Genomic DNA, 25,381 nt, shown 5'->3' with positions numbered 1-25,381 from the left:
CTATGGCGTTCGAGATTTGCGAAAAGCGCCAATCCGTTATTGATGCTCGGGAGCACGCCTTGGTGGTCGGTGGGCCGGGGTCCGGAAAAACGACACTCGCCCTTCTGAAATGCAAGGCATTGATCCCAGAACTAACGCCTGGACAAGGTATCCTGTTTCTTAGCTTCTCAAGGGCGGCTGTCCAACAGATTCTGCGGCGCTGTAGGGAAATTCTTTCAAAAGAAGAAATGAAGTGCATCGACGTCCGAACGTATCACTCATTTTGTTGGGATGTCCTTCACAGTCACGGCGGATTGCTAGGAGGCAAGCGATTGTTGATGATGTCTCCTTCAGACGAAGGGGCATTACGTACGCAATTCGATGGGAACTGGACCGATGAAAGTCATCGCCTCCTCGAACAAGACGGCCGCGTGTGTTTCGATTTGTTTGCTTCGGCCGTGAAGGACCTGTTTGAGCGTAGTAATCATCTTCGCGACTGGATGGGGCGCCTCTTTCCCCTCGTTATTCTAGACGAGTTTCAAGATTCAGACGACGAACAGTGGGGATTTGTGCGCCAGCTTTGCGATGTTACGCAGACCCTTTTCTTGGCTGACACTGAACAACGCATTTTTGAAGGTTCTTTCCGACCCGGCGTAAGGGCTGATCGCCTCGACATTCTCAAGTCCGATGTCGCAATTAAAGCGGTCGATTTAATCGATGATAATTATCGTAGCGCAGACAGCGAGATCCTTGCATATGCCAATGCAGTCTTGTCCGGGAACGGTCCGCTTCCAAAAACAAGCGACGTTAAAAGACTCTTATATTCTTATGCTGGCGAAAATTTCAGATCATCGGTCCACTTCGCAGTTGCTGCGACGTTGGGAGAACTTCGAAAGCGAGGCAAAGAACAACCGACTGTAGCGGTTCTCGCCCGTGGCAACGAATTAATAGCGGAAATTTCTGACTCACTCCAAGTTTCGCACAATTTCAAGGGTCGAGAATGGAAACCTATTCCACATGATATCGTGTGGGATCAGGTCCTATCTGCGACAGCGGGAGAGGCAATTGCATCGGCGCTTGAATTCAAATCGGAGCCGAACCAAGCGACTCGTCGCATGATGCACTTCAAAATTAAGGCCTACTTCCTCGTTAAGAAAGACTTTTGCGAACGCTATGGAGGGCGGGGCGCTTCAACAGCAGGTGATCGTGTCAGTCGTTTTGAGCGTGCGATAGCTTGCTTGGATGAAGGAAAAGCTCTGCGCGCTGGCTCACCGAAAACTCTTGAGCAAGCGCTGTTTGATGCAGCTACCCTGATTGGTGACCCGGTGACAGATTGGAAACTCGTTCGGGCGGCGTTTAGCTCACACGCTGACCTAAGGGGCATTTTCCAAGATGCTAGAATGGTTCGATTGTATCGCGCATCCGACGCGCTATCTTCTTCGTTGTCAAATCTTTGGGTGTCTCAAGCAAACTATGTTGGCGCTGCACGTGTTTTGAAAGTTGTGTTGGATCAAGAGCGCTTGATGGGAATGGATCGTGATCCAGAAGGCGTCACGCTCATGACCATTCACAAGTCGAAAGGAAAAGAATTTGATGGTGTCGTGCTAGTCGAAGGGTTGCATTCTAGTCCCTTCTTTATGGCACATGAAGCACCAGCTTATGCGGCTTCTAGGAGACTGCTTCGCGTAGGTATTTCACGCGCCCGAAGTTTTGTTGTGCTCGTTCGCCCGAAGAAGGCTCGCGCACTTGTGGACGAGTAATGCTGCGCTGCCGTTATCGACTGGACTGTTTCATGTACTCAATAGCATCAAAACAGCCTTCTTTGGCTTCTCGTAGCGTCTTGTATGTTTTCTTGCCCCAAGTCGGGTCGGCTGACCAAGGAGCGGTGATCCCGACTGTAAAACCGGACCTGCGATTTGAGACAATGCAGTGATACGCTTCCACTTTGATATGGGGATTGCCTTTGGCTGAAACTTTCCAGCCCTTTCGATCTGGGAATTTCTGCCGCCGTGCGGCCCTTCTTTTCATACTGGAGTCGCGCTCTTGTGCCCGCTTCTTGTTTCCTTCCATGTAACCGGCACAGTCGCACCCACAGTCTAATTCTTTATGGTAGTCTGGGTGCCTCATCGTATGAACAAAACGAATGGTCTGTGCCTCACACATCTCACACGTCACGTATTCTTCTTCTTCTTCGCGAAGGTCGCGTGTAGAAATGCACAACCACCCCTTGTGGGGCACCCCAGATTGGGACCATTTCCCACGGCGTATTTGCGGCGCCTTTTCATCCATAAGTTGATTCTACGATTTGTACCGGATTGGAGCAAGGACTGCGTGTGCAAAAGGAAAAAGCTACATAGCGTTCACACCTTACACTTGATGTAATTGCCTAATTGGACAAGGCACGCCTAGCTTCCTTCTCAGCGCTCGAACCTTTCACCCATTGCCATGGTGTGCGTGGCTTGCGGGCCATAGCAAGTTCTGGGTTCGCCTTTGCGTCACCAATAGCGGCGCGTAGCTTCTCGCGGGCCGCGCGTGGCCGCGTTACATTGAGCCAGAAGGCCATGTGGCCGTCACGAACGACGTGTTGCGACGAAAGCGCCGTTGACGCCAGTGCTGGCCCCTGTGGGCTGCGCAGACGCTCATTGATCTAGGAATTACCCTGACGCCCACAACTGCACGATCTTATTGCGCTGTTGCAACCGCAACCAGCAAAGGAGACCACAATGGTCATTCGGGCAACATGGAAATTCAATGGGCAGGAGAAAGTCATACTCGGAAACTGGCACCGATTGTGGTGTCTGCTATTCGGGCCGCTGTATTATTTGTTCAAGGGGATGTGGTTGTGGGCCATCTTGTCGCTGATTACGGCCAACGGCCTGTGGATCGGCTTTCCCCTGTACAACCGCGCCATCGTAATGCGCCACTTCTATCGCAAAGGTTGGGAGCAAAACTGATGCCGCAAGCGCGCAACAAGGCGACATCCGTTCACCCAAGCGGCACCCAAAACCTTGATGGTGATCTAACGTCAATAACAGCCAACGCCGCTTGGCCCATCCATATGAACGGACCGATGAGAAAACGGCACAATGGACACTCTAGCCGATGAGTAAACCCACCCACACGCCACCCAAATCGGCGAATGCAGACAGCGCTGAATGCGGACCAATTGAAAAGACTCAGATATTTGGGGCCGCCTTGCCTCCAACAGCCTGATCAATAGTCCGCGTGTCGGTCTCGGGCACTTCTGAGCGAACCTGCCAAGGCGCTGGTATGAGGTGACCACAAGGAGGGGGATGGGAGAGGCGTTTTTTTTATCGGAGCGCGCCATATGGGCAGACAAGTGGTCATGCATACTTCCGAGGTTTTCGGCCCCTAGCCGATTTCAAGAACGTCACGATCGCCAAGGGCGTCATGCATGATCGTGACGAACTTTGGGGGTGAGGTGCGCCAAAATCATCGATGGCGATGTTGGCGTTCTTGGCGCACTTCATACCCTGCCTGTGGTCAATCTTCGTCGGGCAACGACAGGAACCAGCCTTTCCCCTTCTTCTTCGACCTGACGCCCAAAGCGCGCCGTGCACGTTCCAAGGTCTTGGGGGCGATGTCGCGTGCAGCAGCCTCTTTCTCAACCTTTGTGGACGCCTCAGGGCCGTTCTTGAGAAATACGCGCAGGAACTGGGTCGCCTCATCCAGCGCCGACATTCGAGGTGGCCATCAGAAGAAATCAGGTCATCGATTGTGATATCCGAAGGCCCGAGCCAATTCAGGGTCACCATACCTCCTTCTTCGCCAGCAATCTCATAGCTCTGCGTTTGTCCCCTCGTGGCGATGTTGTGTTTTATGTGAACCACCAGCTTGGTCGAACTGTCATTCGGGTGTTCGCAGACCAGAAACGCCGATCTCGCCTCGCCGCGCCAATCACATCCATCGAGCCACCACCGCTGTATATGTCCTTGTAATGCTTGGCTTTGGTTAGGTGCCGGATGATCGCCACGGCAGTCTCGCCAGCCTCTGCGATGTCTTTCAGGAACGACAAAAGCTGCCGGATCACGTTGGGCTTATAGATATCCTGACCAGCCGGAATGTAAGCGAACAAAGGGCCAAGGATCAGCAGGTCTGGCGGTTTGCGCTTCACCTCGCGCATGAGCGCTTGCAGACCTTTCTCGTCCAACGACAGGAAGTCACCCTGAACCCGAATGAGCGACGGATCGCCCCCCATCGCATCGATGCGCGGCCTGATCGTATAGGCTGCGTCATCCTCGGCGCTGAGATAAATCACACGACCACGCCCTAGCTTTTGACCATCTGGCAATTCCCCACCAATGCTGACCTGCACGGCCAGTTGCATCGCGAGGAATGACTTACCGATGCCGGGGTCGCCCTCCATGATCGTGATCATACTGAACGGGATGAAGGGTTCCCAAAGCCACTCGACTTCCTTGGGGTCGATTGTGTCCAGACCGACAAATTGCTCCCTTTTCTTTGAAGTCATTGGTCACCCTCCAACTTACCGACAACACGCGCAATTTCCTCATTGAGCTTGCCCATGTCGCGTCCATGCTTTTCGATGAAATAGGGGTTGGGCCAGATCACGCTGGCAATTTCGTCATGGCTTGCACCGACCTCGTGAAGCGCAGCGATCATGTGGAAAATCTGGGCGGATCGGTTTGGCTCGTATGCCTTACGGTTCCTCATTAATGTGTGCGCTTTAGGGTGAAGATCACCCTTGTACTTCTTAACGACATCAGCCGCATTGAACTTTGTGGGATCGGCATCAACGTCTGGTATCGGGGTGGAGAGCTTCGCCTGATCTCGTTTCAAGATTAGAGGGCGTGCGCGTACCTCGGTCCAATCACGTGCTACCGTTTGAACAATGGGTTCATCATATTGGGTCTTGTGGTTGATTGAACCCATCAGGCGCAACATTTTGGTAATCGTCCAACCATTCCGGTCGCCACCATGTCGGTAAGCCAAAGCCTTAGAGAACCGCTCGGCTTCGTTTGGCTTATGGTATTTGTCCCATGACCAAAGCGCCTGATAGCGATTGGGTGAAGTTTGCCAGGGCAGGCTGGGCCAAGGGTCGTAGGCGTACGGGTCGCTTTCATCTATGTCGCACCAACCAAATCTAGTCGGCAAGGCATACTGTCGTTTGCGACGAGGCTTCGAAAATGCAATCGGACAGAAATACTGATCGTAGTCCCAACGATTGAACTCGGTCAGTATTTCGAAGACTTCCCTAGGCAACGCGCCGTCTTTGATCTTGATTGCCTTTTCGATCCACTTGCCATCCGAAACTCTTTTGAATGCCAAGAATGTATAGAGGGTTCCATTTGGGCCATTCCAGAAATCCCAGACATCGTGAAAGAACTGATATTGGCTGCGAGTGACATCTGCGTCGTCGTCAAGATCCTTGAAGATTTTGGCGGTATTCTTGGGGTGCTTGTTCGGCACATAAGTTTTCTTTTTCGTCATATCGGTTTTCCATTTTTTGCGAACGCAACTTCTCCGTTCGCGCCATTGGCGCGTCGTTTTGGCTGCGCGTTTTATTGAGAGGTGGAGGGGCGTTTATCGCCCCTCCATCGTCTGTTTCAGCTTCTGCAAATGAGGATGGGTGGGTGCACACCCGTTGCAGCCAAATACCACTTGTCGACCTCTTCGGCGTTCCAGGTGGACGGGCCAATTCTTTTGGGAAACACTCCTTTGGATTCAAAGCGTTTCAGATGTTTAGGAGTGTCTTTGATGCCCAAGTATCTCAGGCATCTCGGGCAATAGGTGCGTATGTACGTGGTTTCCATCTTGGCTTACCTCGCATCTGCATAGCGCCAAGAGGCGCGTTCAGCTTTGCGAGCTTCAATCCAAGACAAAACCTCCTTACGGTCCCAGCATACGCAAGCGCCTGAAAGTCGAATGCGCAGGGGAAATCGTCCAGCTTGCTCGAGACTGATTAGCGTCGAATTCGACTGCCAGATTCCCAACTCCTTTAGATCTGCTCTTGAAAGCAGAAGCTTGTTCGTTGGCTTTACCTGCACATTTTCGCCAATACTTGGGTGCAGTTCGTCGGTGTCTTGCATAGTAGATCCTCCATCGGTTGCTACGATGGAGATGGCCATCTCCTTCTCACATGATGGCGCGATCTGAACGGTAGTTCCACGAAGTCGATAGCTTATTCCAGCTTCAGCTTAGCTAGAGTTTCTCATTACTTTTAAAAGGCTTGCGAGGCGTTCGCCTTTTCCATAAACCTCCGCGAAAGCAACCCGAATAGCTTCATCCGCATTCTTCTGTCCGCGAGCGTGAAATTTCTTACCCAGATGAGTCGAAAAAGCGGCCCACAACTCTTTGACGATCTCAAATTGTAGTTGTTCAGAATTGCGAATTCCGAGTGCGGCTTGCTGGTCCAAGTCCACAAAAGCCATATCAGCTTCATCGATCAGTTTGTTGAGCATCGGGATATATGTCGATGTATCAATCAACTGATCTGCTTGAGGCGACATAATACCACGAAACATATGCGACTCGTTCGCAAGCGCATCACGCAGCTCTTCTGCTGTGTTGATAATGCTGTTCTGAACCCATTGAGCCTGCTTGGATACGTCGATGTGTGTTGGACCAAGTTTGGAGTGGGTGGGCACCGCGAGAACTATCGGGCGAAATTTTTGGACGATCTGATCTAGTCGATTGATTAATGCCGGGTGCAAATCCGCCTTTAACAGGGCATAAATGTCATCCAGCGCCTTTTGCCCGAAAACTAGCTGCCCACCATTTTGCTCAGTTCGCTTGCCCACAATTCCAGCGCCTCACGCTTCTCGTTGAAATACGGGTAGCGATTGTAGGTTGCGCCGACGCCTGAGACGACCCCTGATTTGTGGTTGGTCACGGCATCGATCACATGAGGTGCCACGCCGATCTTCGCCATGCCTGTGGAGGCCGTGCGTCTGAAATCATGGAAGCGCCAATCATGTGTGTTTTTGGGCATCGTCGCCTCGATACGTTCCTTTAGACGTCCGAACCCAGAAATCGCAGAACGCCCAGTCGTTGTGAACACGAAGTCGCTGTCGAGGAACCTGTGCTGGGATCGCAGTTGTCCAAGGCCTGTGGAGGCAGAGGCACGATATGCAAGCGCCCGTTTTTCACACGGCTCGTTGGAAGTTCCCAAATACCCTCATCAAGGTTGAGTTCAGACCAGCGCATGTCAGACACTTCTGCCCGTCGCTGCCCTGTCATCATCAGCAGCTTGAGGAAGGGACCGAAAGGATAGTCCTCGGCGTCGCTGTACTGCCATATCGTGCGAATTTCGTCATCACTCAGCACACGATCACGAGGGATTTCGCGCGTAGGCGGCCTGAGGAGAGCCACAGGCGATGTTTCGATATCGCCACGCATGACGCACCAGTTCATGAGCTTTTTGATCGCTGAAAGCGCCCGATTTGCGCGTGTCGGCGTGCCGTTGGCGATGATGCCGTCCAGCACCTTGCTGACATCCTGCCGCTTGATCTGGTCGATAGGCCGATCCTTCAAGCCGCCGAATTTTTGCATAACGCTTTCGGTGCGTTTCCAGTCCTTAGTGTTTGGCTTCGTATGGAACTCAATGAACTTGGGGATTGTCTCACCCAGCGTCAGGGCCGATGACTCTGAAACCTCAGGGGTTTTGTCGAACTCGTCCAACTCGACATCACGGGCGATCTCCATCGCCTTGCGTCTGGCGTCGGCAAGGGAGACCACAGGATAAGGGCCTATCTTGATGCGCCTGCGCGAACCATTCGGGCGGACCAACGTGTAGAACACCTTGGCACCTGTGGTCGACACACGCACATGCAGGCCAGGTGCTTTAGCATCGCGAACCTCGTATCGCTTTGTGGTTGCGGGAGGCATCGCGTCGAGTGATTTGGTTGTCAGCATTTGTTTCATGCAGACATTGTAAGACACCCAGAATCCGCGTGTCAGGGTATGGTTTGGTGCGGCCTGAGAGTTTATGTTCAAGACTTCTATAGAATGCGTTCAGTTGGGGGTGTGCTTTTGGAAAGATTTTGTGTCTTCTGTGGGAAACCTCCGGAAAACAAGAATAAAGAGCACGTCTTGCCCCAGTGGCTCTTAAGGGAGACAGGCGACCCAACGCGCGTTGTGAAAATGGGCATCAACTACAAAACACAGAAACCCATAGAGTTCTCTTGGAATAGCTTGACCATGCCGTCGTGCACATCCTGCAACGACGAATTCTCTGGTCTTGAAAGCCGGATCAAGCCGATCATCGAGGCGTTACAACATCGCGAGGGCGTGACCGTCGAGAACTACATCTTGCTTATGGACTGGATGGATAAAGTTCGCGTCGGGCTTTGGTTAAATTACCACGTCCTCCAAGGAAACCCGACGGGGATAGCCCCTAACTTCCACATCAAGGAAAGGATCGGCCGAAAGGATCGATACCTTGCAGTCCACGCAATTGATACCGAGGAAAAAAGCCTAAACGCGTTTGGTGTGGAGAGCATCGTATTTCACAACGCGCCCATTTGCTTCGGGTTGAAGGTTAACAGCATTCTTCTAGTCAATATTTCTGCCGATTTCATCTTTTCAGAACGAGCTGGTTTCCCATTTCCAACACGCCGAGAGTGCATAAACGAAGGTGAATGCGTAGGTGCTCAAAGGTTGGTCGATTTTGACATGCGAAAAGCAGTCGAGCACCCTGTTCTACACCCGAGGATGCATAAGGCTTCAATCGAGTTGGTTCAGCCTATCCTGCAATTGGACGCATGTGAGGCGGCCTCAACGGAACCACAGGAAACTATGCGAAACTTCTTGGGCGTTAATTGGGATTTCGATTCATATCTTGCGCCGCGAACGTACCCACCACATTTCCAACCCAAAGGCGTCGTGTTACGCCAATTCCAAGACCAAACCGTTCCGTTGCCGGATATCGAGCAGAAGATTGAATTCGACTCTGTTACCGGGCGCGAGTGTCGGCCACTTGGCGAACTGATCGCACAAATCTACGAATATCAAAACATGATGTTTGAGAGTGTCGCACCGGAGGGTTTCAGTACAGAGGATGGGCCTTGGCAGCGCATTTTGGAGTTTAACTTGGCAGTTGCTGGTGAGTACAGAAAACGCGCAGGAGAAAGTTCAACATAACTGCCTAAAAAATGCGATTTCTGGCTGGTTGCCTTTTGTGAATTCGGCTTGGAGGTGCCTTAGAAGACGTGTAGCAATATCGTGTACTAACTTGAGCGATTTGAAATGACGGCTGAATACCACAGGAAATTGGCGATGGACGCTGTTGCGTCGATCAAGACTTGGCAAGATTGCTGGCCAATTTGGCGCGAGGTCGTGTCTGACCTTACAGATGATTTGTCCGACGCAACCAAGGTGCATCAGGTTGGAGATCACCTTCGCGAAGTTTTCTTCGCAACCAACACTGGTAGTCGAGATCAGGGTTCATTGTCTGGTGGTGGGGCTGGCTGGGAAAGTCTGGTCACGTGGTATCTCAACTTGGTGTTCTCAGGAACGAACGCCGTTGCGATGCGACAGTCTCAAGCCGTGGTGCCTCGAACCTTGCTGGACGCAACAACGATCCGGTACGGAAACCATCAGACGAACACGGAGTCAGATGTTTGTGTCGTGGTGTACCCCGAGGGTTTCGATTTCCCAGAACCCGACAAGGGTTTCATGAAGAACTTGGATGTCGAGGTAGCCAAGCGAATTGGTGACGTTGAACTCGGGATCATTCAGTGCAAGACGAACTGGAACGACAACGCTCAAGTGCCAATGTTGTGGGACATGGTGTACCGGGCTAGCTTTGGGCCAAGCACAGGCATCCACATTGGGAAGAATGGTTACAGCGTGAAGAACCTTCAAAGGTTCACCTACTCTTTTGTGACCGTCCCGTCACAGAAAGAAGGACGCATGCCCAGCAAGAGCACGCAGATGGCCGTCAAGCGTGTTTGCAACCTCACTGGGGGTAACTACTGGGGCTTGCCCACGAAATCCGGCGTTGCCCTTTCGCTGTCAGAGATATTCGACAGTAATTTCGCGAGCGCATTCAGCTTGAACGTCCGCGCCAGCATAAAGAAATCAATCGACACCCAAACGGGTCTGTTTGAAAGCTAGACTGCCGAATCGATAATCTTGCGGAAGTGCTCACCTACGGCCTCGGCAAGACCCACCGGAACAGCATTGCCGATCTGGGTGTACTTTGGCACTTCGCGGTCGAACAAGCCTTCTCGCGGATTGCCTGCGCGACGCAAACCACCTGTGGTTCGTTTGCCAGCGAATTGGTACCAATCGGGGAACAGTTGAAGTCGTGCCCACTCGCGAACCGTCAGGGCGCGTGGCTGGCTGAAATGCACGTAGTCATCTGCTAGCGAAGTCGCAGTGATGTTGGGTTCGGTGTTACCCCAACGCGCACGAAGAACGCGCTGAGAAAATTTCTTGGTTTTGAAATGGTCAGGGATTTCACCGTTATTGTCCAGCATGTGCTGGAACTTAGCGACGATGTTCGGCTTGTGCTTGCTGTACTCTTGTTCAGTTAAGGGCACCGTTTTGCAGTGGAACCAGTGGGGGGCCGTCCGAAGCCGTTTCTGCAAATCGTTCTTTGGCTTCGAAGGATACTTGTCCGTCGTGAATGACCCTTTCGCGAAATCGCCTCTGCGCAAGGTATCAGCAACACCGTCATCGATCAGGTCGCCCAGCAGGTCGATAAGGTCTGGGAAGCCCCCCGTGGGTTGGGGGAGAAAGCCACATTTCACGGCATCTTCCTTATGAGCCTGAGGCTCCAGCCATTCACAAGAATCCAAGATGTCGTCACGAATACCGACAAGTAGAACGCGAGGACGGTTCTGCGGCACGCCGTAGTCTTTTGCCTTCACCAGCGAATAACGAACGGTGTAGCCGGGGATCGAACGAAATTCGGATAGCACGTCTGGAAAAATCTGGTCATCGCCACCACGCGTCCACTTCGCGTTCAGGAGACCCCGCACGTTCTCGAAAAGGAAGATTCGCGGTCGCAGCTTTCGAATGACGTGCGCCATGCGAACAAACAGGTGGTTAGACGGCATGTCAGCCTTGTCCACATCGTAGGAACGCCTGATGCCGATGCCGGAGTAGCCTTGGCAAGGAGGCCCACCCGCCAGAACATCAAGGTTGGAACCAGCGCCCGACTTTACACTCGCTCCCAAATCAAATTGCAGACCAAGCTCGGGAATGTTCCTGAGATCAGACACCAGTTGTTCTAGTCTTGGTCCGCGCAAGTCATTGGCATCATTGCACCGAAGGTCCTCGTTCGCCGAGAAATGCACCCCTCCCAAGGAATGGTGACGGTTTTTCAGGTACGTTGCCATCGCGTCCGGGTTCAGTTCGTTCACGAAGACCGGAACGAAGTCCGCGTTCTCCATGCCCATGGACAAGCCACCACAGCCTGCGAACATGTCGACCATATACATGGGGCGACGGTTTGAGCCGGCTTTTTCGTCGGTAGTAGGGTCGATTTCGACAACTTTGTTCACGGCTTCAAGCATATCCAAGAAATGTAGCTGTTTTGGGCGTTGATGTAGCATATCTAGTTCAAGACAGATTGTGAACGACTAAACCTGCCTGAACTTGACGTGATATACCTAATTTACGGTTAAACTCCGTGGCAACAGAAAATGAAACAAAAAAAGAACATCAGAGCGCTCGAAAGGCGCAAGCCACCTCCTGTGGTATCCTGTGGCGAGAGGCGGAAACTGACCTTACTGAGAGAAACGCTGTTGGAATGGTACACCACCAATGGAGCGACTTTTCCGTGGAGGCGCCCAGAAGTATCTGACTATGAACGCATCTGCGTGGAGGTGCTTTTGCAAAGAACGCGCCGCGAAACAGTCTCTGCGATCTACGACAAATTCTTCAACCGTCTACCATCGTGGGAAAGTATTGCATCCTGCCCCGAGGGTGATCTCGGACAATTGTTGAAACCACTGGGCCTCTGGAGACGAAGAGCCGTATCGCTTAAAGCGCTTGCGAGCTACGCGGCTGAAAGAAACGGATGCTTTCCGGCTACTGCGGAGGATCTGAAAAAGGTGCCTGCCGTCGGGCAGTACGTGGGCAACGCGATACTGCTCTTTCAACATGGCCAAGCGCGGCCATTGGTCGACGTCAACATGGCGAGGGTCATAGAGCGCGTGCTACGGCCTAGAAAGCTTGCCGACATCCGCCACGACCCTTGGCTTCAATCTGCTGCTCACTGGTTGGTGAAGGATCACCCCGCGGAAACCAACTGGGCGATACTGGATTTTGCTTCAACTGTTTGCCGGTCAAACAAACCCAAGTGTTCTGATTGCATCTTATTTAGGAGATGTGCATTCGCAAAACAGGGTCGGTCAGGTGTCTTTGCCCGCGATAGTAGCTAGTTCGCCTTCTCGGTTTTGGTTTGCTAACCAACTAACGATAGAGTCTTGTAGCATCCATGCTGACGGAGCACTGCATTGAGGTTCTGATTGTCCACACGGTGTGAAATGACTGGTATCGTCATCATCTTCCATTTCCCAGTAACCTACGACCTCACCATCCGGCAAAAGCACGTCGCCCTTTAGCACCTCGTTATGGTATCCTAACATGATGGTTCCGCGCCTTAACATGCCGCCATCGTTGTCAATCAATGCGCAAATAATCCGATACTGCTGCTGCACTGCAGCTAGACTATCGCCCGTCAGTATTCCGTTCTCGAACCCACGATACGACAGGGTGCCGACGAATTGGCCTTTTTCAGCATTCGCCTCGATTGCGCAGTTTACAAATGGGTGTTCTTCTTCTGCAATCAGCATGTTTGTAGACTTCCCGACTTTCCTAAATCTCAATGTTTGATTTTACCTGAGTTGTTGCATGTCAAATTTCAAGATCATCAGGGGCAAGGGTTAGTTCCAAATCTGGCAACGGGGTGCGCTATGGGTGCAAGAATTCGTGCGCTTGAATGAAATGTGGTGAAGTAGGCTACTTCGCTCTGAAGGCGACAAGTAATTGAAGGTAAACAAATTTCGCTTCGGCCTGAAGCGAGTTGCAAGGGTTCGAAAAGAAGCCTAGGAAAATTGAAAATCCTCGTGTCGGTGGTTCGATTCCGCCCCCGGGCACCATTTAAATGAAAACATCATAGAAGCCTCGTTTTGTGCGACGCCTATATCCGTCTCAACCAGCGTCCGATTTGAACTCTGAAGGGGTCATGCCAAACCGGGTTTTGAACAGGCGCGAGAATTGCGCTTGGTCCGAGAATCCAAACCGATAGGCCACCTCTGCAATCGCAAGTCCGGGTGCGGCGGCAAGCCTGTCTTTGGCGGCAATCAGGCGCTGGTCACGGATTTGCTGGCCTACCGTTCCGTTCACATCCTTAAAAAGATCGTGCAGGTAGCGTTTTGAGATGCCGCAGCTTTCAGCAACAAGGTCGGGTGACAGGTTCGGGTTTTTCAGGTTTTCGCGGATAAACTTTTCGACACGTGCAATGTGCGCCGCGCGCACCGACGATAGTGTGCTTGAGTTTGCATCGGTGGTTTCGTCCAGAGCGAGACCCAGAAGCTCCAATAGCTGACGCCCAATTGTTTCGGCAGCTCCGCCCCCCAGTTCGGAGGCCTGAGTCTGCGCTTGATGGACCATCGTTGCGAACAGGCGTGCAGTCCCCGAGGTGGCATCAATCACGCGCGCACAAAACCGGTCGGGTTGGCGGACACGTTCGGCAAGCGCCTTGCGTCCGACTTTGAGAACAAACAGGTCGTTGGGGTTTTCGTAGATGAAGCGGTAAGGTTCATCGCCACGTTCGATGATAAAGCCACCTGGATCACACCGAACGTCGCGCCCTAGTTGACGAAACTCGACAGATGTCGAGCGCGGAAGCGTGACCAGATACTCCTCTTCTCGCGCTTCTCGGATATGGGCGCGTCTACGTTCGTAGCTCACAGGGTCTGATGTCAATCGCGAGAGCCCGACATGCCCCAGAGACTGGCGGCTGAGCTGGCCATTGAAATTGATGGGATCGCGAAACTGAAGCTCTAGCGGAAAGTAGGCTTCGGCGATCACGGCGTTCCACCGGCTAGAGCGATTTTGCGGCTTTGTAGACGCCGTCGAGAATGTGAACCCGGCGGTCATATGAGTTTCCTCCCTGCAAGACGTTAGCCTGAGTTCCCAATAAAACAAAGGAAATCTGCGGACATGCGCTGAGGGACAAGAAATTCTGCACAGATTAACAAATTCTTCTGCGTCGACGGTCAAATGCTTCTGCGCGGATCGTCAAGACTGTGTCGGCCCCCTGCAACAAGCTGTCTTTCAGGATTGATGTGCAAGAGGCGCACACCTGCTCGAAAGGGTGGAAATACCCAATCAGGCGCGCCCCTTTGCCCCAAGTAAAGGACCGGATTATGACAGAGAAGCGAATAGACCCCATCACATTGTCAGTGGTGCGGGGGGTTTTGGAAACCACCCAGCGCGAGATGACGCTGGCGCTGGAGAAAACAGCGCGCAGTTCAGTGTTCAATCTGGCGCATGACTATTCGACGGCTCTGTTCAATCACACGCCGGAAATGATCCTGCAGGGGCAGGATATTCCGATCCATCTGGGGTCTCTTATTCCCGCCATGAAAGCAGTGGCTGGCTTCTTCAAGGGCGACATCCATGAAGGTGACCTGATTTTGCACAATGACCCGGATTATGCCGGTAGCCACATCATCGATACCTGCATGTACTACCCGGTCTTTTATCAGGGCGAGCTGGTGTTCTGGACAGTGTGCAAGGGTCACTTGACCGATATCGGTGGCCCGGTTCCCGCCGGCTATAACCCGGAAGCCAAAGAGATCTTTGCCGAGGGTCTGCGCATTCCGCCGATCAAGATCTGGGACAAGGGTGTGCCGCGCGACGACATCATGAACATGCTGCTGACCAACATGCGCGCACGCCGCGATCAGGAGGGGGATTTCAACGCCCTGATCGGCGCCTGCCAGGTTGGCGCACGCAACCTGATCGCCTTGATGGACAAATACGGCAAGGACACGGTTCAGGCCTGTATCGAAGAGCTGTTGACCATGGCGAACAAGCACATGAACAGCCTGATTTCTCAGGTACCTGACGGCACCTATTCAGGCACAGCTGTGTTGGAGGACGCAGGTCACGGGTTTGGTGATTTCGACATCAGCGCGACCGTCACCATCAAGGGCGAAAGCTGTCATATTGAGATCGCCAGCCCGCCGCAGATTCCCTATTTCATCAACTCCTACGAGGGCAACAGCTATTCCGGCGTTTATCTGGGCCTGATGATGTTTGCTCAACTGCCGCCGCCCTACAATGAGGGGCTGTATCGCAATGTGACGGTGGATATGGGGCCGAAGGGCACGCTGTGCAACGCCAAGCCTCCTGCACCGCATATGAATTGTACCACCACGCCGATGGAAACCCTGACTGATGCGGTGCGACTGGCCTTTGAACAGGCCGCCCCCGACAAGGTGTCAGCCAGCTGGGGCCATGCCAACGGGTGTAATATCGCGGGGTGGGATAGCCGCCATGGCGAGGAATATGTGACCATGGTTCTGGCTTCGATCATTTCGGGGGCGGGCGCCACGGCATCGCAGGATGGGTGGCATGCCTGCGGGCCTGAATGTTGTTTTGGCGCGCTGACCTCGGGCGATATCGAGATGCTGGAACATTCATATCCCATCATCATTCATGAATATGGGCTGATGGAGGATAGCGGTGGCGCGGGCAAGTTCCGTGGGGGCTCGGGCACCCGCTGGGCGGTGGAGCCACTGGATCAGGACATGACATTGGTCACCTTTGGCGAAGGTCGCCGTATCCCGGCGATGGGTGCTGCGGGCGCAAAATCTGAGATGGTTCACAAAAAGGTTGGCCGTCTGGAAATCACGCGCAATGGCGAGACCCAGATCATCACCGACAATGTGATTGAGACGATCAAACCCGGCGAGATCGCCGCCAACCTGAACCCGGGCGGCGGGGGTTTTGGCAACCCGCTTGAACGTGACCCGCTGAAAGTGGTCGAGGATATCCGCAATGGGCTGGTGTCGGTCGAAGGTGCGCGTCTGGATTACGGCGTGATCATCGCAGATGTCGACACACTGACCATCGACGAAGCCGCCACAGCTGCCGCTCGTTCGGCCGCCTGACACCTGATTTGAAAGGATAAAACCATGCGCACCCAATATCGTCTGGGCATTGATGCCGGCGGCACATTCACCGATTTCATTCTTGCTGACAAAGAAGGCAGCACACAGATATTCAAGGTTCTGTCCACGCCCACTGAACCCACCAAAGCGATCAAAAACGGTCTTGCCTTGATCACCGAGGAAACCGGGCTGACGGCACAAGAGATCGTCTCGAACTCGGATCTTTGCATCAATGGCACCACCGTGGGGCTGAATGCGTTGATCACGCATACGGGTGCCAAAACAGGGCTGATTGCCACCCGCGGTCACGAGGATTCAATTGAAATCCGGTTGGGTCACAAGGAAGACGGCTATCGCTATGATCCTGACTATCCGCCGGCAACCATGTTGGTACCGCGCCATTTGCGCAAGGGTGTGAGCGAACGCGTGATTTCCGACGGTACGGTCAAGACGCCGATGAATGAGGACGATGTGCGTGACGCCTGCCGCTATTTCATCGCGGAAGGGGTGGATTCCGTCGCGATCAGCTTTGTCTGGTCGGTGCTGCACCCCGAACATGAGTTGCGCGCCGCCGAGATCGTGCGCGAGATGATGCCGGATGTGCGTCTGACCATCGGCTCGCAGCTCTATCCGCAAGTGCGTGAATACACCCGCACCTCGACCGCAATTGTGAACGCCTATCTGGCGCCGATCTTGCAACGCTATGTTGAAGCGATCGATGCTTATTTCCGAGAATTGGGGTCGCAGCACCCGGTGCGGTATTTTCAATCCAACGGCGGTCTTGCACTTGGCAAAGTCGTCAGCGACCAGTCGGTCTATGCGATCAATTCCGGCCCTGCTTCCGCGCCTCAAGCCGCGCTTGATGTGGCCGAGCCCTGGGGCGACGAGAACATCATCACCTGTGACATGGGGGGCACGTCGTTTGACATCACGCTGACCAAAGATGGGCAGGCCAATGTGAACAAGAACATCGACTTTCTGCGCTATCGCATCGGGATTCCGATGATTCAGGTTGAAACACTGGGCGCCGGAGGGGGCTCAATCGGCTGGATTGACAGTATGGGCCTGATGCAGATGGGGCCACAATCGGCAGGTTCCGAACCGGGCCCAGCCTGTTATGGGCAGGGGGGTGAGAACCCGACCACCACAGATGCGAACCTGACGCTGGGCTATCTGAACGCCGATGGTTTGGTAGGGGGGCGTCTGCCGCTGGACGTCGCAAAAGCACGCGGTGCGATCCAGTCCAAATTGGCTGATCCGCTGGGGATCTCGGTCGAAAAAGCCGCCTACGGCATGTTCACCATCGTCAACAATAACATGGTCAATGCGATCCGCCGTGTCTCGGTGGAACGGGGCTATGATCCGCGTGATTTTGTATTGATGGGGGCGGGCGGTGCGACGGGAGCACATATCACCGCGCTGGCCCGCGAGATGGGGATTTCCAAAGTTCTGATTTCAAAGCTGGCCTCAGGGCTGTGTGCCTATGGGCAGATCATTTCCGACGTAAAATACAACTATATGGCACCTGCACCGATCCGTCTGGAAGGGGGAGCCGCCGCTGACAAGCTGGACACGTTGTTCAAATCGCTTGAGCTACGCGGCCATGATGATCTGGCGGGCGACGGGTTTGCCAAAGACCGGATTTCAGTCCGCCGTTCGCTCGATATGCGGTATGTCGGGCAGGTGCATGAATGCACCGTAGAAATTGCCCCCTTCGATGTGACTGAGACCACGCTGGAAGACATCAAGGCCGCGTTCCATGCCCGTCATAAAGAGCTTTACACCTATGACGAGCCACAAAGCGCGGTCGAGGTGGTAAATGTCGAAAGCACTATTGCGGGCCACGTCGATAAGCCCAAGCGAATGACCATTGCGGCCGGCAAAGGGGCTGACGCAACCCTGAAAGGTCGCCGCCCGATGGTGTTCACGGCTGATGGCACCGCGCAGGATACGCCCGTCTATGACGGTGCGGCCATGGGGGCCGGTGACACGCTGCAAGGGCCGGCAGTGATCGAAGAGGTCACCACCACAATCGTGGTAGAGCCGGGCTGGACGGTCAGCCTGCATGACACGGGCGTCTATGTTTTGACCGCAGATGCGAAGGCTGAACAACCCACCGCCGATCAGCCCAAAGAGCTGGCCGAGGTTTGAGCGATGGTGCGCAAGCTGGATAGTTCGTCCTCCCTGATGGCAACGGGGGTGACTGTGGTCTTCGGCGGGTTCAAAGCCCTGACCGATGTGACCATGACCATCACCCCCGGCGCCGTTCATGGGTTGATCGGGCCGAATGGGGCGGGAAAAACAACGCTGGTCAACACGTTGACCGGGTTTCAGGCGCCGACAACGGGGAAGGTAAGTCTGGGCGGGCGACATGTCGGGACGCTGCCGCCCCATGACCTGCGCCGTGCCGGTGTGGCGCGCACCTTTCAGGCTGGTCGGCTGTTCACCGGGCTGGATGTGTTGGACAACCTGGCTGTTACAGGGGTTGGGCTGGGACGGTCCCGGTCGGCCTCGGAAGCGGAAGCCATGAGGCTTTTGGATTGGATCGGGATTGCCCATCTGGCGGCCCTGCCTGCAGCGGGATTGCCCTATACCGATGAACGCCGAGTGGGCATCGCGCGCGCTCTGATGTTCGCGCCGCAATATCTTTTGCTGGACGAACCGGCCGCAGGCATGTCCGAAGCGGAAGCCTCAGATCTGGCCGATCTGATCCGCCGCGTCGCGGATGAGTTGGGCATCGGTGTTTTGCTGATTGAACACAATGTCGGGTTGGTCCTTTCAGTGTCGCACCACGTTTACGTTCTGGATGCCGGCCAGATCATCGAAGAAGGCGACGTGGATGTGATCTTGTCCAGCCAGGCCGTGCGCGATGCTTATCTGGGTGCAGACAAGGAGGCCGCGTGATGTCCAAACTCGGTATTTTCGATGTCTCCGTTCGCTACGGCAAGGTGCCCGCTTTGACCGATGTGACACTGCACATGCAAGAAGGCGAGCGTGTATTCGTTTCGGGTCCAAATGGCGCGGGGAAGTCCTCGCTGTTGGGAGCGATCAGCGGGGCAGTGGCCACCAGCCACGGGCGCATCGAGATGGATGGTGATCTTTTGACCGGCCGCCCGCCAGAAGCCATAGCGCGGCTGGGGTTGTCGATGGTGCCTGAAGGACGCGAGATTTTTGGCAGTTTGAGCGTGGATGAAAATCTGCGCGTGGGTACTGGGCTACGCCGGGACCGTGGCGCTATCGAAGGCGACATTGCTGAAATCTACGAGGCATTTCCGATCCTTGGGGAACGCCGCAATGCCAGTGCCGGGGCCTTGTCAGGCGGGCAGCAGCAAATGCTGGCGATTGGCCGCGCATTGATGACAAATCCCAAGCTTATGTTGGTGGACGAGCCTTCGTTGGGGCTTGCACCCAAGATTGTCGACCAGGTCTATGAAACGCTGGTTCAGCTGCAAGAAGACAGAGGCCTCACCTTGTTGATCGTCGAACAAAGTTCGACCCGTGCAGCGCGTGTGGGGGGGCGGATGATTCTTCTGCGAAACGGGGCCGTTATCGGTGATGGAAATGCGGCGGATTTCGCTGAAACCGATCTTCTAAGCGAAGCCTATTTTGGAAAATCCAACCCAGAGGTGGCCCAATGAGCTCTGCGGTCCAATTGTTCTTTGATGCGGCGTCGCTGGGGGGAATCTATGCAATGGCCGCCCTTGGTATCGCGCTGATTTTTGGGGTGATGAACTTGGTGAACTTTGCCCATGGCGAATATATCGCCTTTTGCGTTTTTGCCCTGATTGTTCCGTCGACCGATGCTGTCGCTGTCATGTTTCTTGGTAAAGCGCCGGCGCTTTTGCTGATCCCGACCCTTCTGGCGATCGGCGGATTTGTGGCGGTGGCGAGCGAATACGTGGTGTTTCGGCATATGCGCAAGGCCACGCCGGTGGCGATGATGATTTCTTCGTTTGCGCTGGGGTTCATCCTGCAAAACACCTTGTTGGCGGTTTATGGAGGGCGTCCCAAAGCGATCAGCCTTTGGCCGGATCTGAACACGCCGATCTCTTTGGTGGGGGCGCAGCTGCCGCTTTTGCAACTGATCGTGATCCTGACCACGTTGGTGGCCGTCTGTGCGCTCGCGCTTTTGTTGAAGAAGACCCGGCTGGGACTGGAAATGCGCGCGGCGGCCGAGAATTTCACCATGGCGCGGTTGTTGGGGGTGCGCGCCAATGTTGTGATCACTGGTGCCTTTGCTCTTTCGGGTGCGCTGGCGGCAGCCGTGGCTTTGATCATGGCCACCCAAACGGGTGTGGCCGACGTGCGCATGGGGGGGCAGATAATGCTGGTGGCGTTTATTGCTACGGTCATTGGTGGCCTTGGGTCGTTGCCCGGAGCGGTTGCGGCAGGGTTTCTGATCGGAGCGGCGTCCGTGCTGTTGCAAGGCTCCCTGCCGCTAGAGGTGCGACCCTTTCGAGACGCCTTTCTCTACACACTGGTGATCGCCTGTCTGCTGGTGCGCCCGCAGGGACTTTTTGTGCCCAGCTCTGCCAAACCGAGGATCTGACCCATGCAAGCACAACATGCACAAAACCGCCTGCTGAGTTATTCGACACCGGCGCTTTTGATCGGCCTTTTGGGGGTGTTTGCCCTGCTGGTTACCCTGACAGGTGACAAGACGCTGGCCCGTATGGCCGCCGAAACGTTGACCCGCGTCGTTCTGGTCGTCGGACTTTGGATATTTGTAGGCAACTCCGGCATCATCAGTTTTGGGCACGCCGGATACATGGCCATCGGGGCCTATTGTTCGGCTTGGCTGACGTTGAAGCCGCAGATGAAATCTCTGTTTCTGCCGGACCTGCCACCTTGGCTGGCACAGGCGGAATGGCCAGTGTTTCCGGCCGCCATCGTCTCGGGCCTTCTGGCGTCACTGATCGCGCTGATATCCGGCGCTGCCATCTTGCGCCTGTCGGGCATTGCGGCCTCAATCGCAACCTTTGCGTTCCTTGCGATCGTCAACACCGTCTATTCCAACTGGGAAGGTGTAACCGGCGCGACCTCGTCGGTGGTAGGGCTCGCGCGCTATGTTGACCAATGGGTTGCCCTGGGTTGGGCGGCCGCGGCGATCCTGGCGGCGAATATATATGCCAATTCTGCCAGTGGGCTGGCTTTGCGCGCGACGCGCGAAGACGAGGTTGCCGCATCGGCGTCGGGGATCAACATGTATTACCACCGGCTTCTGTCGCTGGTGATCAGCGGATTTTTCACCGGTGTCTCGGGCGCTCTTCTGGGCCATTCGATCGGCGTACTTAACCCCGACAGTTTTTATCTGGGCATTACGTTCATTTCGCTTGCGATGCTGGTGGTTGGCGGGATCGGCAGCCTGTCGGGCGCCGTGATTGGTGTGCTTGCCCTGTCGATCATCATCGAATGCTTGGTCCGGTTAGAACACGGCGTGGCGATCGGGCCGACATCCATCACTCTTCCCGGTGGGGCTCAGGAAATCCTGATCGGCGCGATCATGATCCTTGTTCTGATGCTGCGCCCAGCGGGATTGATGGCTGGCAACGATATGAAATTCCCCATTCGGGGTGGAAAATCGAACAAAAACAATCAACAACCAACAAGGAGTCCAAGTCCATGAAATCCACTTTAATTGCATCGTCGCTTATGCTGGCATTGGCGACGCCCGCCATCGCTGATGACATCACCGTCGGTTTTGCCATTGCCAAATCCGGCTGGATGGAGGCCTATGACAGCCCTGCAACCGCCGCTGCAAAAATCCGCATTGACGAAATCAATGCCAATGGCGGGCTTTTGGGGCAGCAGATTAAATGGGTCGAGGTCGACACGAAAACAGATCGTGCTCAATCTGCCAAAGCTGGCCTGCAGGTTCTGGATGAAGGCGCAGACATGATGGTGGTCAGTTGTGATTACGACTTTGGCGCACCGGCCGCTCTGGCTGCAGAAGCCGCGGGCAAAAACTCGTTCTTCTTGTGTGCCGAGGACGTGAAGGCTGGCATTCAGGGTGTCGGGCCGAACAGTTTCTCGGGATCGGTGTTGGCTGCGGTTCAGGGCGCGACGATGGCGGAATGGTCGCAAGCCGCGCGCGACGCCAGAACGGGCTATGTGCTTCTGGACAGCACGATTGAATACAACAAGGGGATTTGCACCGGATTTGACTGGATGTTTCCCAAAGCCGGCGGCGAAATCGTTGGGCGTGACACCTTCAAGAACAATGACGCCTCGATTGCGAGCCAGATCAGCCGGATCAAGGCTCTGGAGCAGGAACCCGATGTGATCATGCTGTGTTCCTACATTCCCGGTGCGGCAGCTGCGGTGCGCCAGTTGCGGGCCGCGGGCATCAATTCGCTCATCCTGAACGGGTCGGCCGTTGATGGGTCCTACTGGCTGGATGCGGTGCCGGGCCTGTCGGGTTTCGTGTTGCCTGTTCAGGGCTCGATCTATGGCGATGACCCGCGCGCAGACGTGGAAGGCTTTAATCGAGCCTATGAGGCAGCGACCGGCGCGCGCCCGTCCAGCCAATATGCCTATCCTGGCTATATCCTGATTGACCTTTGGGCCAAAGCGGTCGAGCGGGCAGGGTCCGTGCAGGGACCTGCCGTAACCGCAGAGCTTGAAAAGATGCAAGGAGAGGAAACAGCATTCGGCCCACGCAGCTTCAGTGCTACACTGCATCACCAAAATAGCGCGAAAATGCAGATCATCGAGATTTCTGATGCCAAGCCCGGCGTGGTCGGTGACTGGACAATCAGCGAACCGGTGCCGCTGGATGTGCTGTTGAAATAACCGCCCATTGACTGAAAAATCACAACCTGTCCTGCGCAAGCGGGGCAGGTTTTAATCACTTCTTTGTCGGCTGCAGAGCGTGTTTCGGTCGTTCGGCCTGCGGGGCGACCAGTTTTGAACTGTCTGTTTTATGGAGACGGATATTCTCTGTACGCGGCAAGCCACAATTCCAGAAACAAACATTTGGGGGGGAAAGTGGTGGGCGACCTTGGAATCGAACCAAGCGTGCGTCTCCGCGAGGGAGTTACAGTCCCCTGCCACACCTTGCGGCCTGTCGCCCACTTTGCCCTGCGCTGATGCGCCGAACGTGGGGCTAGGTATCGCGGGCGGCGGGCGGCGTCAATATGAAAAATCACCCAAATGCACTTGTCTCGACCGGGCGCTTGGCGCATTGTCCGGGCCTTGTGAAAAGGCAAGGGTTTGCACGGACGGATGGCGCGATGAAAAAGCCGAAATGGGTTGTGAAAAAAGAGCAGGACAAGCGCAAGGCGGCGTCTGAAACCGTTTGGCTTTTCGGGCTTCACGCGGTGCGCGACGCGCTGGAAAACCCCGACCGCGAGAAGCTGCGCCTGATCGTGACGAAAAATGCCTCTGACAAGCTGGCCGAAGCGATTGAAGCCTCCGGCATGACCCCTGAAATGGCTGACCCGCGCAAGTTTCCCGCCCCGCTTGACCCAAATTCGGTGCATCAGGGGGCCGCTCTTGAGGTGAAGCCCTTGAACTGGGGGGATTTTGCCACCCGCGTCATGGGCGGCACGGGGAAAATGCCTGTGGTCGTGCTGCTGGACCGGGTGACGGACCCGCATAATGTCGGGGCTGTTTTGCGCTCGTCCGAGGTATTCGGCGCGGCCGCAGTGATTGGTACGAAACACGGGTCAGCACCCGAAACCGGCGCGCTGGCCAAAACCGCATCCGGCGCCCTGGAGCGCCAGCCCTATCTGCGGGTGCGCAATCTGGCAGATACGATGGTTGAACTGCAGGGCATGGGCTTTGTTGTGCTGGGCATGGATGGCGAAGCGGATGAAACCATCGGGGATGCGCTGGCGGCCCGGCCCGACCGCCCCGTGGCGCTTGTGATGGGCGCAGAAGGCCCGGGGTTGCGTGAAAAGACCAAGGCGACCTGTGATGCGCTTGTCAAAATTCCCTTCGCCCGTGACTTCGGATCGCTAAACGTGTCGAACGCCGCCGCCGTTGCGCTCTACGCCACGCGGCTCACGCGGTGATCAACTCCCCGTGCGGGGGGCTGTAATATCGCCCGGCAGGGGGCAGATTGGGGGAAACCGAAAGGAGACCCCAATGACCCATTTGACCCGCCGCCACATGTTGACCGGACTTGCCGCCCTGCCGCTGGGCGCGGCCTTCGTGACCCGCCCCGCCTTTGCCGCGAACCCGCCCATCTATGCCGAGGATGGCATCGCCTGGGATGGTCACGACCCGGTGGCCTATTTCACCAAAGGCGCACCGATGCCCGGATCAGAGGCGCATTCTGTGATGCATGAGGGGGCCAAAGTGCTTTTCTCCAGCGCCGAGACCCGCGACATGTTCGTGGCGGACCCCGCGAAATACGCGCCACAGTTTGGCGGCTATTGCGCCTATGCCGCCAGCAAAGGGTATATCGCCCCAACCGTGCCCGAGGCCTGGACCGTTCACGAAGGCAAGCTTTACCTGAATTTCAGCCTGCGCGCGCGCGAGCTGTGGTTGCAGGATGTGACCGGGAACATCGCCAAGGGCAATGCAAACTGGCCCGGCATCCTGGACGCCTGACGGGTCACAGCCAGTTCACAAGTGTTTTACCGGCCCTTTTTCACAAGGGAATGGCACATAGATGAAGATCAGAGCGCAGGTCGTGGAACGCCTGCAAGCTCAATTCACTGTCCCTCGTTCCACCAACTTGCGCCCGGGGCCTACTCCCCTCGGGCGCATTTTTCTTTTGCAACCGGGCTTGGCGTATCGGGGCGGGCAGCTTAGCTGTTTCTTATGACACATGCAGATGAAAACGCCCGCCTGAAGCACATCCTGACAACCACCCGCGTGATCGGCCTTGTTGGCCTGTCTCACAAGCCGGAACGCGCCAGCTTTCGCGTGGCGCGGTTCCTGTCTGAAAAGGGATACCGGGTGATCGGCGTGAACCCCGGTCTGGCCGGGCAGGTGATGTTTGGCGAGACCGTGCGGGCGTCTGTCGCAGACCTGCCGACAGAGACGGATATGATTGACCTGTTTCGCCGCTCAGAAGCGATTGAGCCGATCGTGGACGAAGCCCTTGCGGCATTGCCCAACCTGCGCACTGTCTGGATGCAACTGGACATCTTCAACGCAGCCGCGCGGGAAAAGGCACAGGCGCGCGGGATCGAGGTGGTAGAAGATCGCTGCCCTGCGATCGAGTATCCGCGATTGATCGGCGACGGAGCGCTGGTCGGCTAAAGCGTTTCGAGATTAACTTGAGACACGAGTTGATTTCGAAACGCCAACAACATCAATAGGTTCTGCGCGTT

26 protein-coding genes and 1 tRNA gene are annotated in these 25,381 nt (G+C 55.2%); 15 read left to right on the top strand and 12 right to left on the bottom strand.

The genetic code is table 11. The annotated features are described in order from the left end of the window. Window positions 1-2 precede the first annotated feature (2 nt). Entirely contained in the window at window positions 3-1,739 is a 1,737-nt protein-coding gene (locus ACRY08_RS06280; protein WP_432449032.1) for a UvrD-helicase domain-containing protein, read from the top strand. 13 nt (window positions 1,740-1,752) lie between these two features. On the opposite strand, the gene ACRY08_RS06275 is transcribed toward ACRY08_RS06280, so the two are convergent. Further along, entirely contained in the window at window positions 1,753-2,268 is a 516-nt protein-coding gene (locus ACRY08_RS06275; protein WP_432449031.1) for a hypothetical protein, read from the bottom strand. A gap of 434 nt (window positions 2,269-2,702) precedes the next feature. Between ACRY08_RS06275 and ACRY08_RS06270 the strand changes: the two genes are divergently transcribed. Further along, window positions 2,703-2,933: a hypothetical protein gene (locus ACRY08_RS06270; RefSeq protein ID WP_142854522.1), complete on the top strand. Its 231-nt coding sequence runs from the start codon at window positions 2,703-2,705 to the stop codon at window positions 2,931-2,933. A 550-nt stretch (window positions 2,934-3,483) separates the two neighbouring features. On the opposite strand, the gene ACRY08_RS06265 is transcribed toward ACRY08_RS06270, so the two are convergent. From ACRY08_RS06265 to ACRY08_RS06235, 7 genes are all read right to left on the bottom strand, one after another. After that, window positions 3,484-3,681, bottom strand: coding sequence for a hypothetical protein (locus ACRY08_RS06265; protein WP_432449030.1), 198 nt, complete (start codon window positions 3,679-3,681; stop codon window positions 3,484-3,486). Window positions 3,682-3,817: 136 nt separating this feature from the next. Next, complete coding sequence (locus ACRY08_RS06260) at window positions 3,818-4,471, bottom strand: AAA family ATPase (RefSeq protein WP_432449029.1); 654 nt, start codon at window positions 4,469-4,471, stop codon at window positions 3,818-3,820. Beyond that, on the bottom strand, window positions 4,468-5,451 hold the full coding sequence (locus ACRY08_RS06255) for a DNA-primase RepB domain-containing protein (RefSeq protein ID WP_432449028.1): 984 nt from the start codon (window positions 5,449-5,451) through the stop codon (window positions 4,468-4,470). The genes ACRY08_RS06260 and ACRY08_RS06255 overlap by 4 nt, the downstream gene beginning before the upstream one ends. A 329-nt stretch (window positions 5,452-5,780) precedes the next feature. Beyond that, the gene (locus tag ACRY08_RS06250; RefSeq protein WP_432449610.1) at window positions 5,781-6,050 is read right to left on the bottom strand and encodes a helix-turn-helix transcriptional regulator; all 270 of its coding nucleotides are present in this window, start codon (window positions 6,048-6,050) and stop codon (window positions 5,781-5,783) included. A 108-nt stretch (window positions 6,051-6,158) separates the two neighbouring features. Further along, window positions 6,159-6,761: a hypothetical protein gene (locus ACRY08_RS06245; protein WP_432449027.1), complete on the bottom strand. Its 603-nt coding sequence runs from the start codon at window positions 6,759-6,761 to the stop codon at window positions 6,159-6,161. Further along, window positions 6,725-6,952 carry a hypothetical protein gene (locus tag ACRY08_RS06240; protein ID WP_432449026.1) on the bottom strand — a complete coding sequence of 76 codons (228 nt, stop codon included), beginning with the start codon at window positions 6,950-6,952 and terminating at the stop codon, window positions 6,725-6,727. The genes ACRY08_RS06245 and ACRY08_RS06240 overlap by 37 nt, the downstream gene beginning before the upstream one ends. Before the next feature lie 20 nt (window positions 6,953-6,972). Next, entirely contained in the window at window positions 6,973-7,884 is a 912-nt protein-coding gene (locus tag ACRY08_RS06235; protein WP_432449025.1) for a tyrosine-type recombinase/integrase, read from the bottom strand. 168 nt (window positions 7,885-8,052) lie between these two features. On the opposite strand from ACRY08_RS06235, the gene ACRY08_RS06230 reads away from it, so the two are divergent. Next, window positions 8,053-9,102: a hypothetical protein gene (locus ACRY08_RS06230; protein WP_432449024.1), complete on the top strand. Its 1,050-nt coding sequence runs from the start codon at window positions 8,053-8,055 to the stop codon at window positions 9,100-9,102. A gap of 135 nt (window positions 9,103-9,237) precedes the next feature. Then, window positions 9,238-10,077 carry a hypothetical protein gene (locus ACRY08_RS06225; RefSeq protein ID WP_432449023.1) on the top strand — a complete coding sequence of 280 codons (840 nt, stop codon included), beginning with the start codon at window positions 9,238-9,240 and terminating at the stop codon, window positions 10,075-10,077. Here the strand turns inward: ACRY08_RS06225 and ACRY08_RS06220 are convergent. Then, a complete protein-coding gene (locus ACRY08_RS06220; RefSeq protein ID WP_432449022.1) occupies window positions 10,074-11,483 on the bottom strand; it encodes a DNA cytosine methyltransferase in 1,410 nt (469 codons plus the stop codon). The genes ACRY08_RS06225 and ACRY08_RS06220 overlap by 4 nt on opposite strands. A 129-nt stretch (window positions 11,484-11,612) precedes the next feature. Here ACRY08_RS06220 and ACRY08_RS06215 point away from each other — a divergent pair, with 129 nt between their 5' ends. Next, window positions 11,613-12,353 carry a hypothetical protein gene (locus ACRY08_RS06215; protein ID WP_432449021.1) on the top strand — a complete coding sequence of 247 codons (741 nt, stop codon included), beginning with the start codon at window positions 11,613-11,615 and terminating at the stop codon, window positions 12,351-12,353. Here the strand turns inward: ACRY08_RS06215 and ACRY08_RS06210 are convergent. Then, window positions 12,324-12,767 (bottom strand): hypothetical protein, encoded by a 444-nt coding sequence (locus ACRY08_RS06210; protein WP_432449020.1) that lies wholly within the window; start codon window positions 12,765-12,767, stop codon window positions 12,324-12,326. The genes ACRY08_RS06215 and ACRY08_RS06210 overlap by 30 nt on opposite strands. Window positions 12,768-13,125: 358 nt before the next feature. After that, window positions 13,126-14,076, bottom strand: a complete 951-nt coding sequence (locus ACRY08_RS06205; protein ID WP_432449019.1) for a helix-turn-helix domain-containing protein — start codon at window positions 14,074-14,076, stop codon at window positions 13,126-13,128. Window positions 14,077-14,345: 269 nt separating this feature from the next. On the opposite strand from ACRY08_RS06205, the gene capB reads away from it, so the two are divergent. Genes capB through ACRY08_RS06170 form a run of 7 tightly spaced genes read left to right on the top strand, consistent with a single transcriptional unit; the run spans window position 14,346 to window position 22,889 of the window. Further along, window positions 14,346-16,097: a caprolactamase subunit beta gene (gene capB / locus ACRY08_RS06200; RefSeq protein WP_432449018.1), complete on the top strand. Its 1,752-nt coding sequence runs from the start codon at window positions 14,346-14,348 to the stop codon at window positions 16,095-16,097. Window positions 16,098-16,121: 24 nt separating this feature from the next. Next, window positions 16,122-18,248: a caprolactamase subunit alpha gene (capA, locus tag ACRY08_RS06195; RefSeq protein ID WP_432449017.1), complete on the top strand. Its 2,127-nt coding sequence runs from the start codon at window positions 16,122-16,124 to the stop codon at window positions 18,246-18,248. A gap of 3 nt (window positions 18,249-18,251) precedes the next feature. Next, window positions 18,252-19,001: an ABC transporter ATP-binding protein gene (locus ACRY08_RS06190; protein ID WP_432449016.1), complete on the top strand. Its 750-nt coding sequence runs from the start codon at window positions 18,252-18,254 to the stop codon at window positions 18,999-19,001. Further along, complete coding sequence (locus ACRY08_RS06185) at window positions 19,001-19,735, top strand: ABC transporter ATP-binding protein (RefSeq protein ID WP_432449015.1); 735 nt, start codon at window positions 19,001-19,003, stop codon at window positions 19,733-19,735. The genes ACRY08_RS06190 and ACRY08_RS06185 overlap by 1 nt, the downstream gene beginning before the upstream one ends. Next, window positions 19,732-20,646, top strand: a complete 915-nt coding sequence (locus ACRY08_RS06180) for a branched-chain amino acid ABC transporter permease (RefSeq protein WP_432449014.1) — start codon at window positions 19,732-19,734, stop codon at window positions 20,644-20,646. Before ACRY08_RS06185 ends, ACRY08_RS06180 begins: the two co-directional genes overlap by 4 nt. Before the next feature lie 3 nt (window positions 20,647-20,649). Then, entirely contained in the window at window positions 20,650-21,723 is a 1,074-nt protein-coding gene (locus ACRY08_RS06175) for a branched-chain amino acid ABC transporter permease (RefSeq protein ID WP_432449013.1), read from the top strand. After that, entirely contained in the window at window positions 21,720-22,889 is a 1,170-nt protein-coding gene (locus ACRY08_RS06170; RefSeq protein ID WP_432449012.1) for an ABC transporter substrate-binding protein, read from the top strand. The genes ACRY08_RS06175 and ACRY08_RS06170 overlap by 4 nt, the downstream gene beginning before the upstream one ends. A gap of 196 nt (window positions 22,890-23,085) precedes the next feature. Here the strand turns inward: ACRY08_RS06170 and ACRY08_RS06165 are convergent. Continuing rightward, window positions 23,086-23,169: transfer RNA gene (locus ACRY08_RS06165), tRNA-Tyr, on the bottom strand. A 160-nt stretch (window positions 23,170-23,329) separates the two neighbouring features. On the opposite strand from ACRY08_RS06165, the gene rlmB reads away from it, so the two are divergent. The 3 genes from rlmB (at window position 23,330) to ACRY08_RS06150 (ending at window position 25,310) form a co-directional block, all read left to right on the top strand. Beyond that, a complete protein-coding gene (gene rlmB / locus ACRY08_RS06160) occupies window positions 23,330-24,112 on the top strand; it encodes a 23S rRNA (guanosine(2251)-2'-O)-methyltransferase RlmB (RefSeq protein WP_432449011.1) in 783 nt (260 codons plus the stop codon). 73 nt (window positions 24,113-24,185) lie between these two features. Then, window positions 24,186-24,653 (top strand): YHS domain-containing (seleno)protein, encoded by a 468-nt coding sequence (locus tag ACRY08_RS06155; RefSeq protein WP_432449010.1) that lies wholly within the window; start codon window positions 24,186-24,188, stop codon window positions 24,651-24,653. A gap of 213 nt (window positions 24,654-24,866) precedes the next feature. Beyond that, entirely contained in the window at window positions 24,867-25,310 is a 444-nt protein-coding gene (locus ACRY08_RS06150) for a CoA-binding protein (RefSeq protein WP_432449009.1), read from the top strand. Window positions 25,311-25,381: the final 71 nt, after the last annotated feature.

The sequence above is a fragment of the Aliiroseovarius marinus genome (genome assembly GCF_050881025.1).
GTDB classification, from domain to species: Bacteria; Pseudomonadota; Alphaproteobacteria; order Rhodobacterales; family Rhodobacteraceae; genus Aliiroseovarius; species Aliiroseovarius marinus_A.
This window is presented reverse-complemented; position numbering and strand designations above follow the sequence as displayed.

Bases quoted from the DNA above. Each gene is read 5' to 3' on its own strand.
- ACRY08_RS06235 (WP_432449025.1), bottom strand. From the start codon at position 7,884: ATGAAACAAATGCTGACAACCAAATCACTCGACGCGATGCCTCCCGCA.
- ACRY08_RS06255 (WP_432449028.1), bottom strand. From the start codon at position 5,451: ATGACGAAAAAGAAAACTTATGTGCCGAACAAGCACCCCAAGAATACC.
- ACRY08_RS06265 (WP_432449030.1), bottom strand. From the start codon at position 3,681: ATGTCGGCGCTGGATGAGGCGACCCAGTTCCTGCGCGTATTTCTCAAG.
- ACRY08_RS06210 (WP_432449020.1), bottom strand. From the start codon at position 12,767: ATGCTGATTGCAGAAGAAGAACACCCATTTGTAAACTGCGCAATCGAG.
- ACRY08_RS06150 (WP_432449009.1), top strand. From the start codon at position 24,867: ATGACACATGCAGATGAAAACGCCCGCCTGAAGCACATCCTGACAACC.
- ACRY08_RS06175 (WP_432449013.1), top strand. From the start codon at position 20,650: ATGCAAGCACAACATGCACAAAACCGCCTGCTGAGTTATTCGACACCG.
- ACRY08_RS06225 (WP_432449023.1), top strand. From the start codon at position 9,238: ATGGACGCTGTTGCGTCGATCAAGACTTGGCAAGATTGCTGGCCAATT.
- ACRY08_RS06280 (WP_432449032.1), top strand. From the start codon at position 3: ATGGCGTTCGAGATTTGCGAAAAGCGCCAATCCGTTATTGATGCTCGG.
- ACRY08_RS06240 (WP_432449026.1), bottom strand. From the start codon at position 6,952: ATGCCCAAAAACACACATGATTGGCGCTTCCATGATTTCAGACGCACG.
- rlmB (WP_432449011.1), top strand. From the start codon at position 23,330: ATGAAAAAGCCGAAATGGGTTGTGAAAAAAGAGCAGGACAAGCGCAAG.
- capB (WP_432449018.1), top strand. From the start codon at position 14,346: ATGACAGAGAAGCGAATAGACCCCATCACATTGTCAGTGGTGCGGGGG.
- ACRY08_RS06215 (WP_432449021.1), top strand. From the start codon at position 11,613: ATGAAACAAAAAAAGAACATCAGAGCGCTCGAAAGGCGCAAGCCACCT.
- ACRY08_RS06205 (WP_432449019.1), bottom strand. From the start codon at position 14,076: ATGACCGCCGGGTTCACATTCTCGACGGCGTCTACAAAGCCGCAAAAT.
- ACRY08_RS06190 (WP_432449016.1), top strand. From the start codon at position 18,252: ATGGTGCGCAAGCTGGATAGTTCGTCCTCCCTGATGGCAACGGGGGTG.
- ACRY08_RS06270 (WP_142854522.1), top strand. From the start codon at position 2,703: ATGGTCATTCGGGCAACATGGAAATTCAATGGGCAGGAGAAAGTCATA.
- ACRY08_RS06170 (WP_432449012.1), top strand. From the start codon at position 21,720: ATGAAATCCACTTTAATTGCATCGTCGCTTATGCTGGCATTGGCGACG.
- ACRY08_RS06185 (WP_432449015.1), top strand. From the start codon at position 19,001: ATGTCCAAACTCGGTATTTTCGATGTCTCCGTTCGCTACGGCAAGGTG.
- ACRY08_RS06250 (WP_432449610.1), bottom strand. From the start codon at position 6,050: ATGCAAGACACCGACGAACTGCACCCAAGTATTGGCGAAAATGTGCAG.
- ACRY08_RS06220 (WP_432449022.1), bottom strand. From the start codon at position 11,483: ATGCTTGAAGCCGTGAACAAAGTTGTCGAAATCGACCCTACTACCGAC.
- ACRY08_RS06155 (WP_432449010.1), top strand. From the start codon at position 24,186: ATGACCCATTTGACCCGCCGCCACATGTTGACCGGACTTGCCGCCCTG.
- ACRY08_RS06180 (WP_432449014.1), top strand. From the start codon at position 19,732: ATGAGCTCTGCGGTCCAATTGTTCTTTGATGCGGCGTCGCTGGGGGGA.
- ACRY08_RS06260 (WP_432449029.1), bottom strand. From the start codon at position 4,471: ATGACTTCAAAGAAAAGGGAGCAATTTGTCGGTCTGGACACAATCGAC.
- ACRY08_RS06275 (WP_432449031.1), bottom strand. From the start codon at position 2,268: ATGGATGAAAAGGCGCCGCAAATACGCCGTGGGAAATGGTCCCAATCT.
- capA (WP_432449017.1), top strand. From the start codon at position 16,122: ATGCGCACCCAATATCGTCTGGGCATTGATGCCGGCGGCACATTCACC.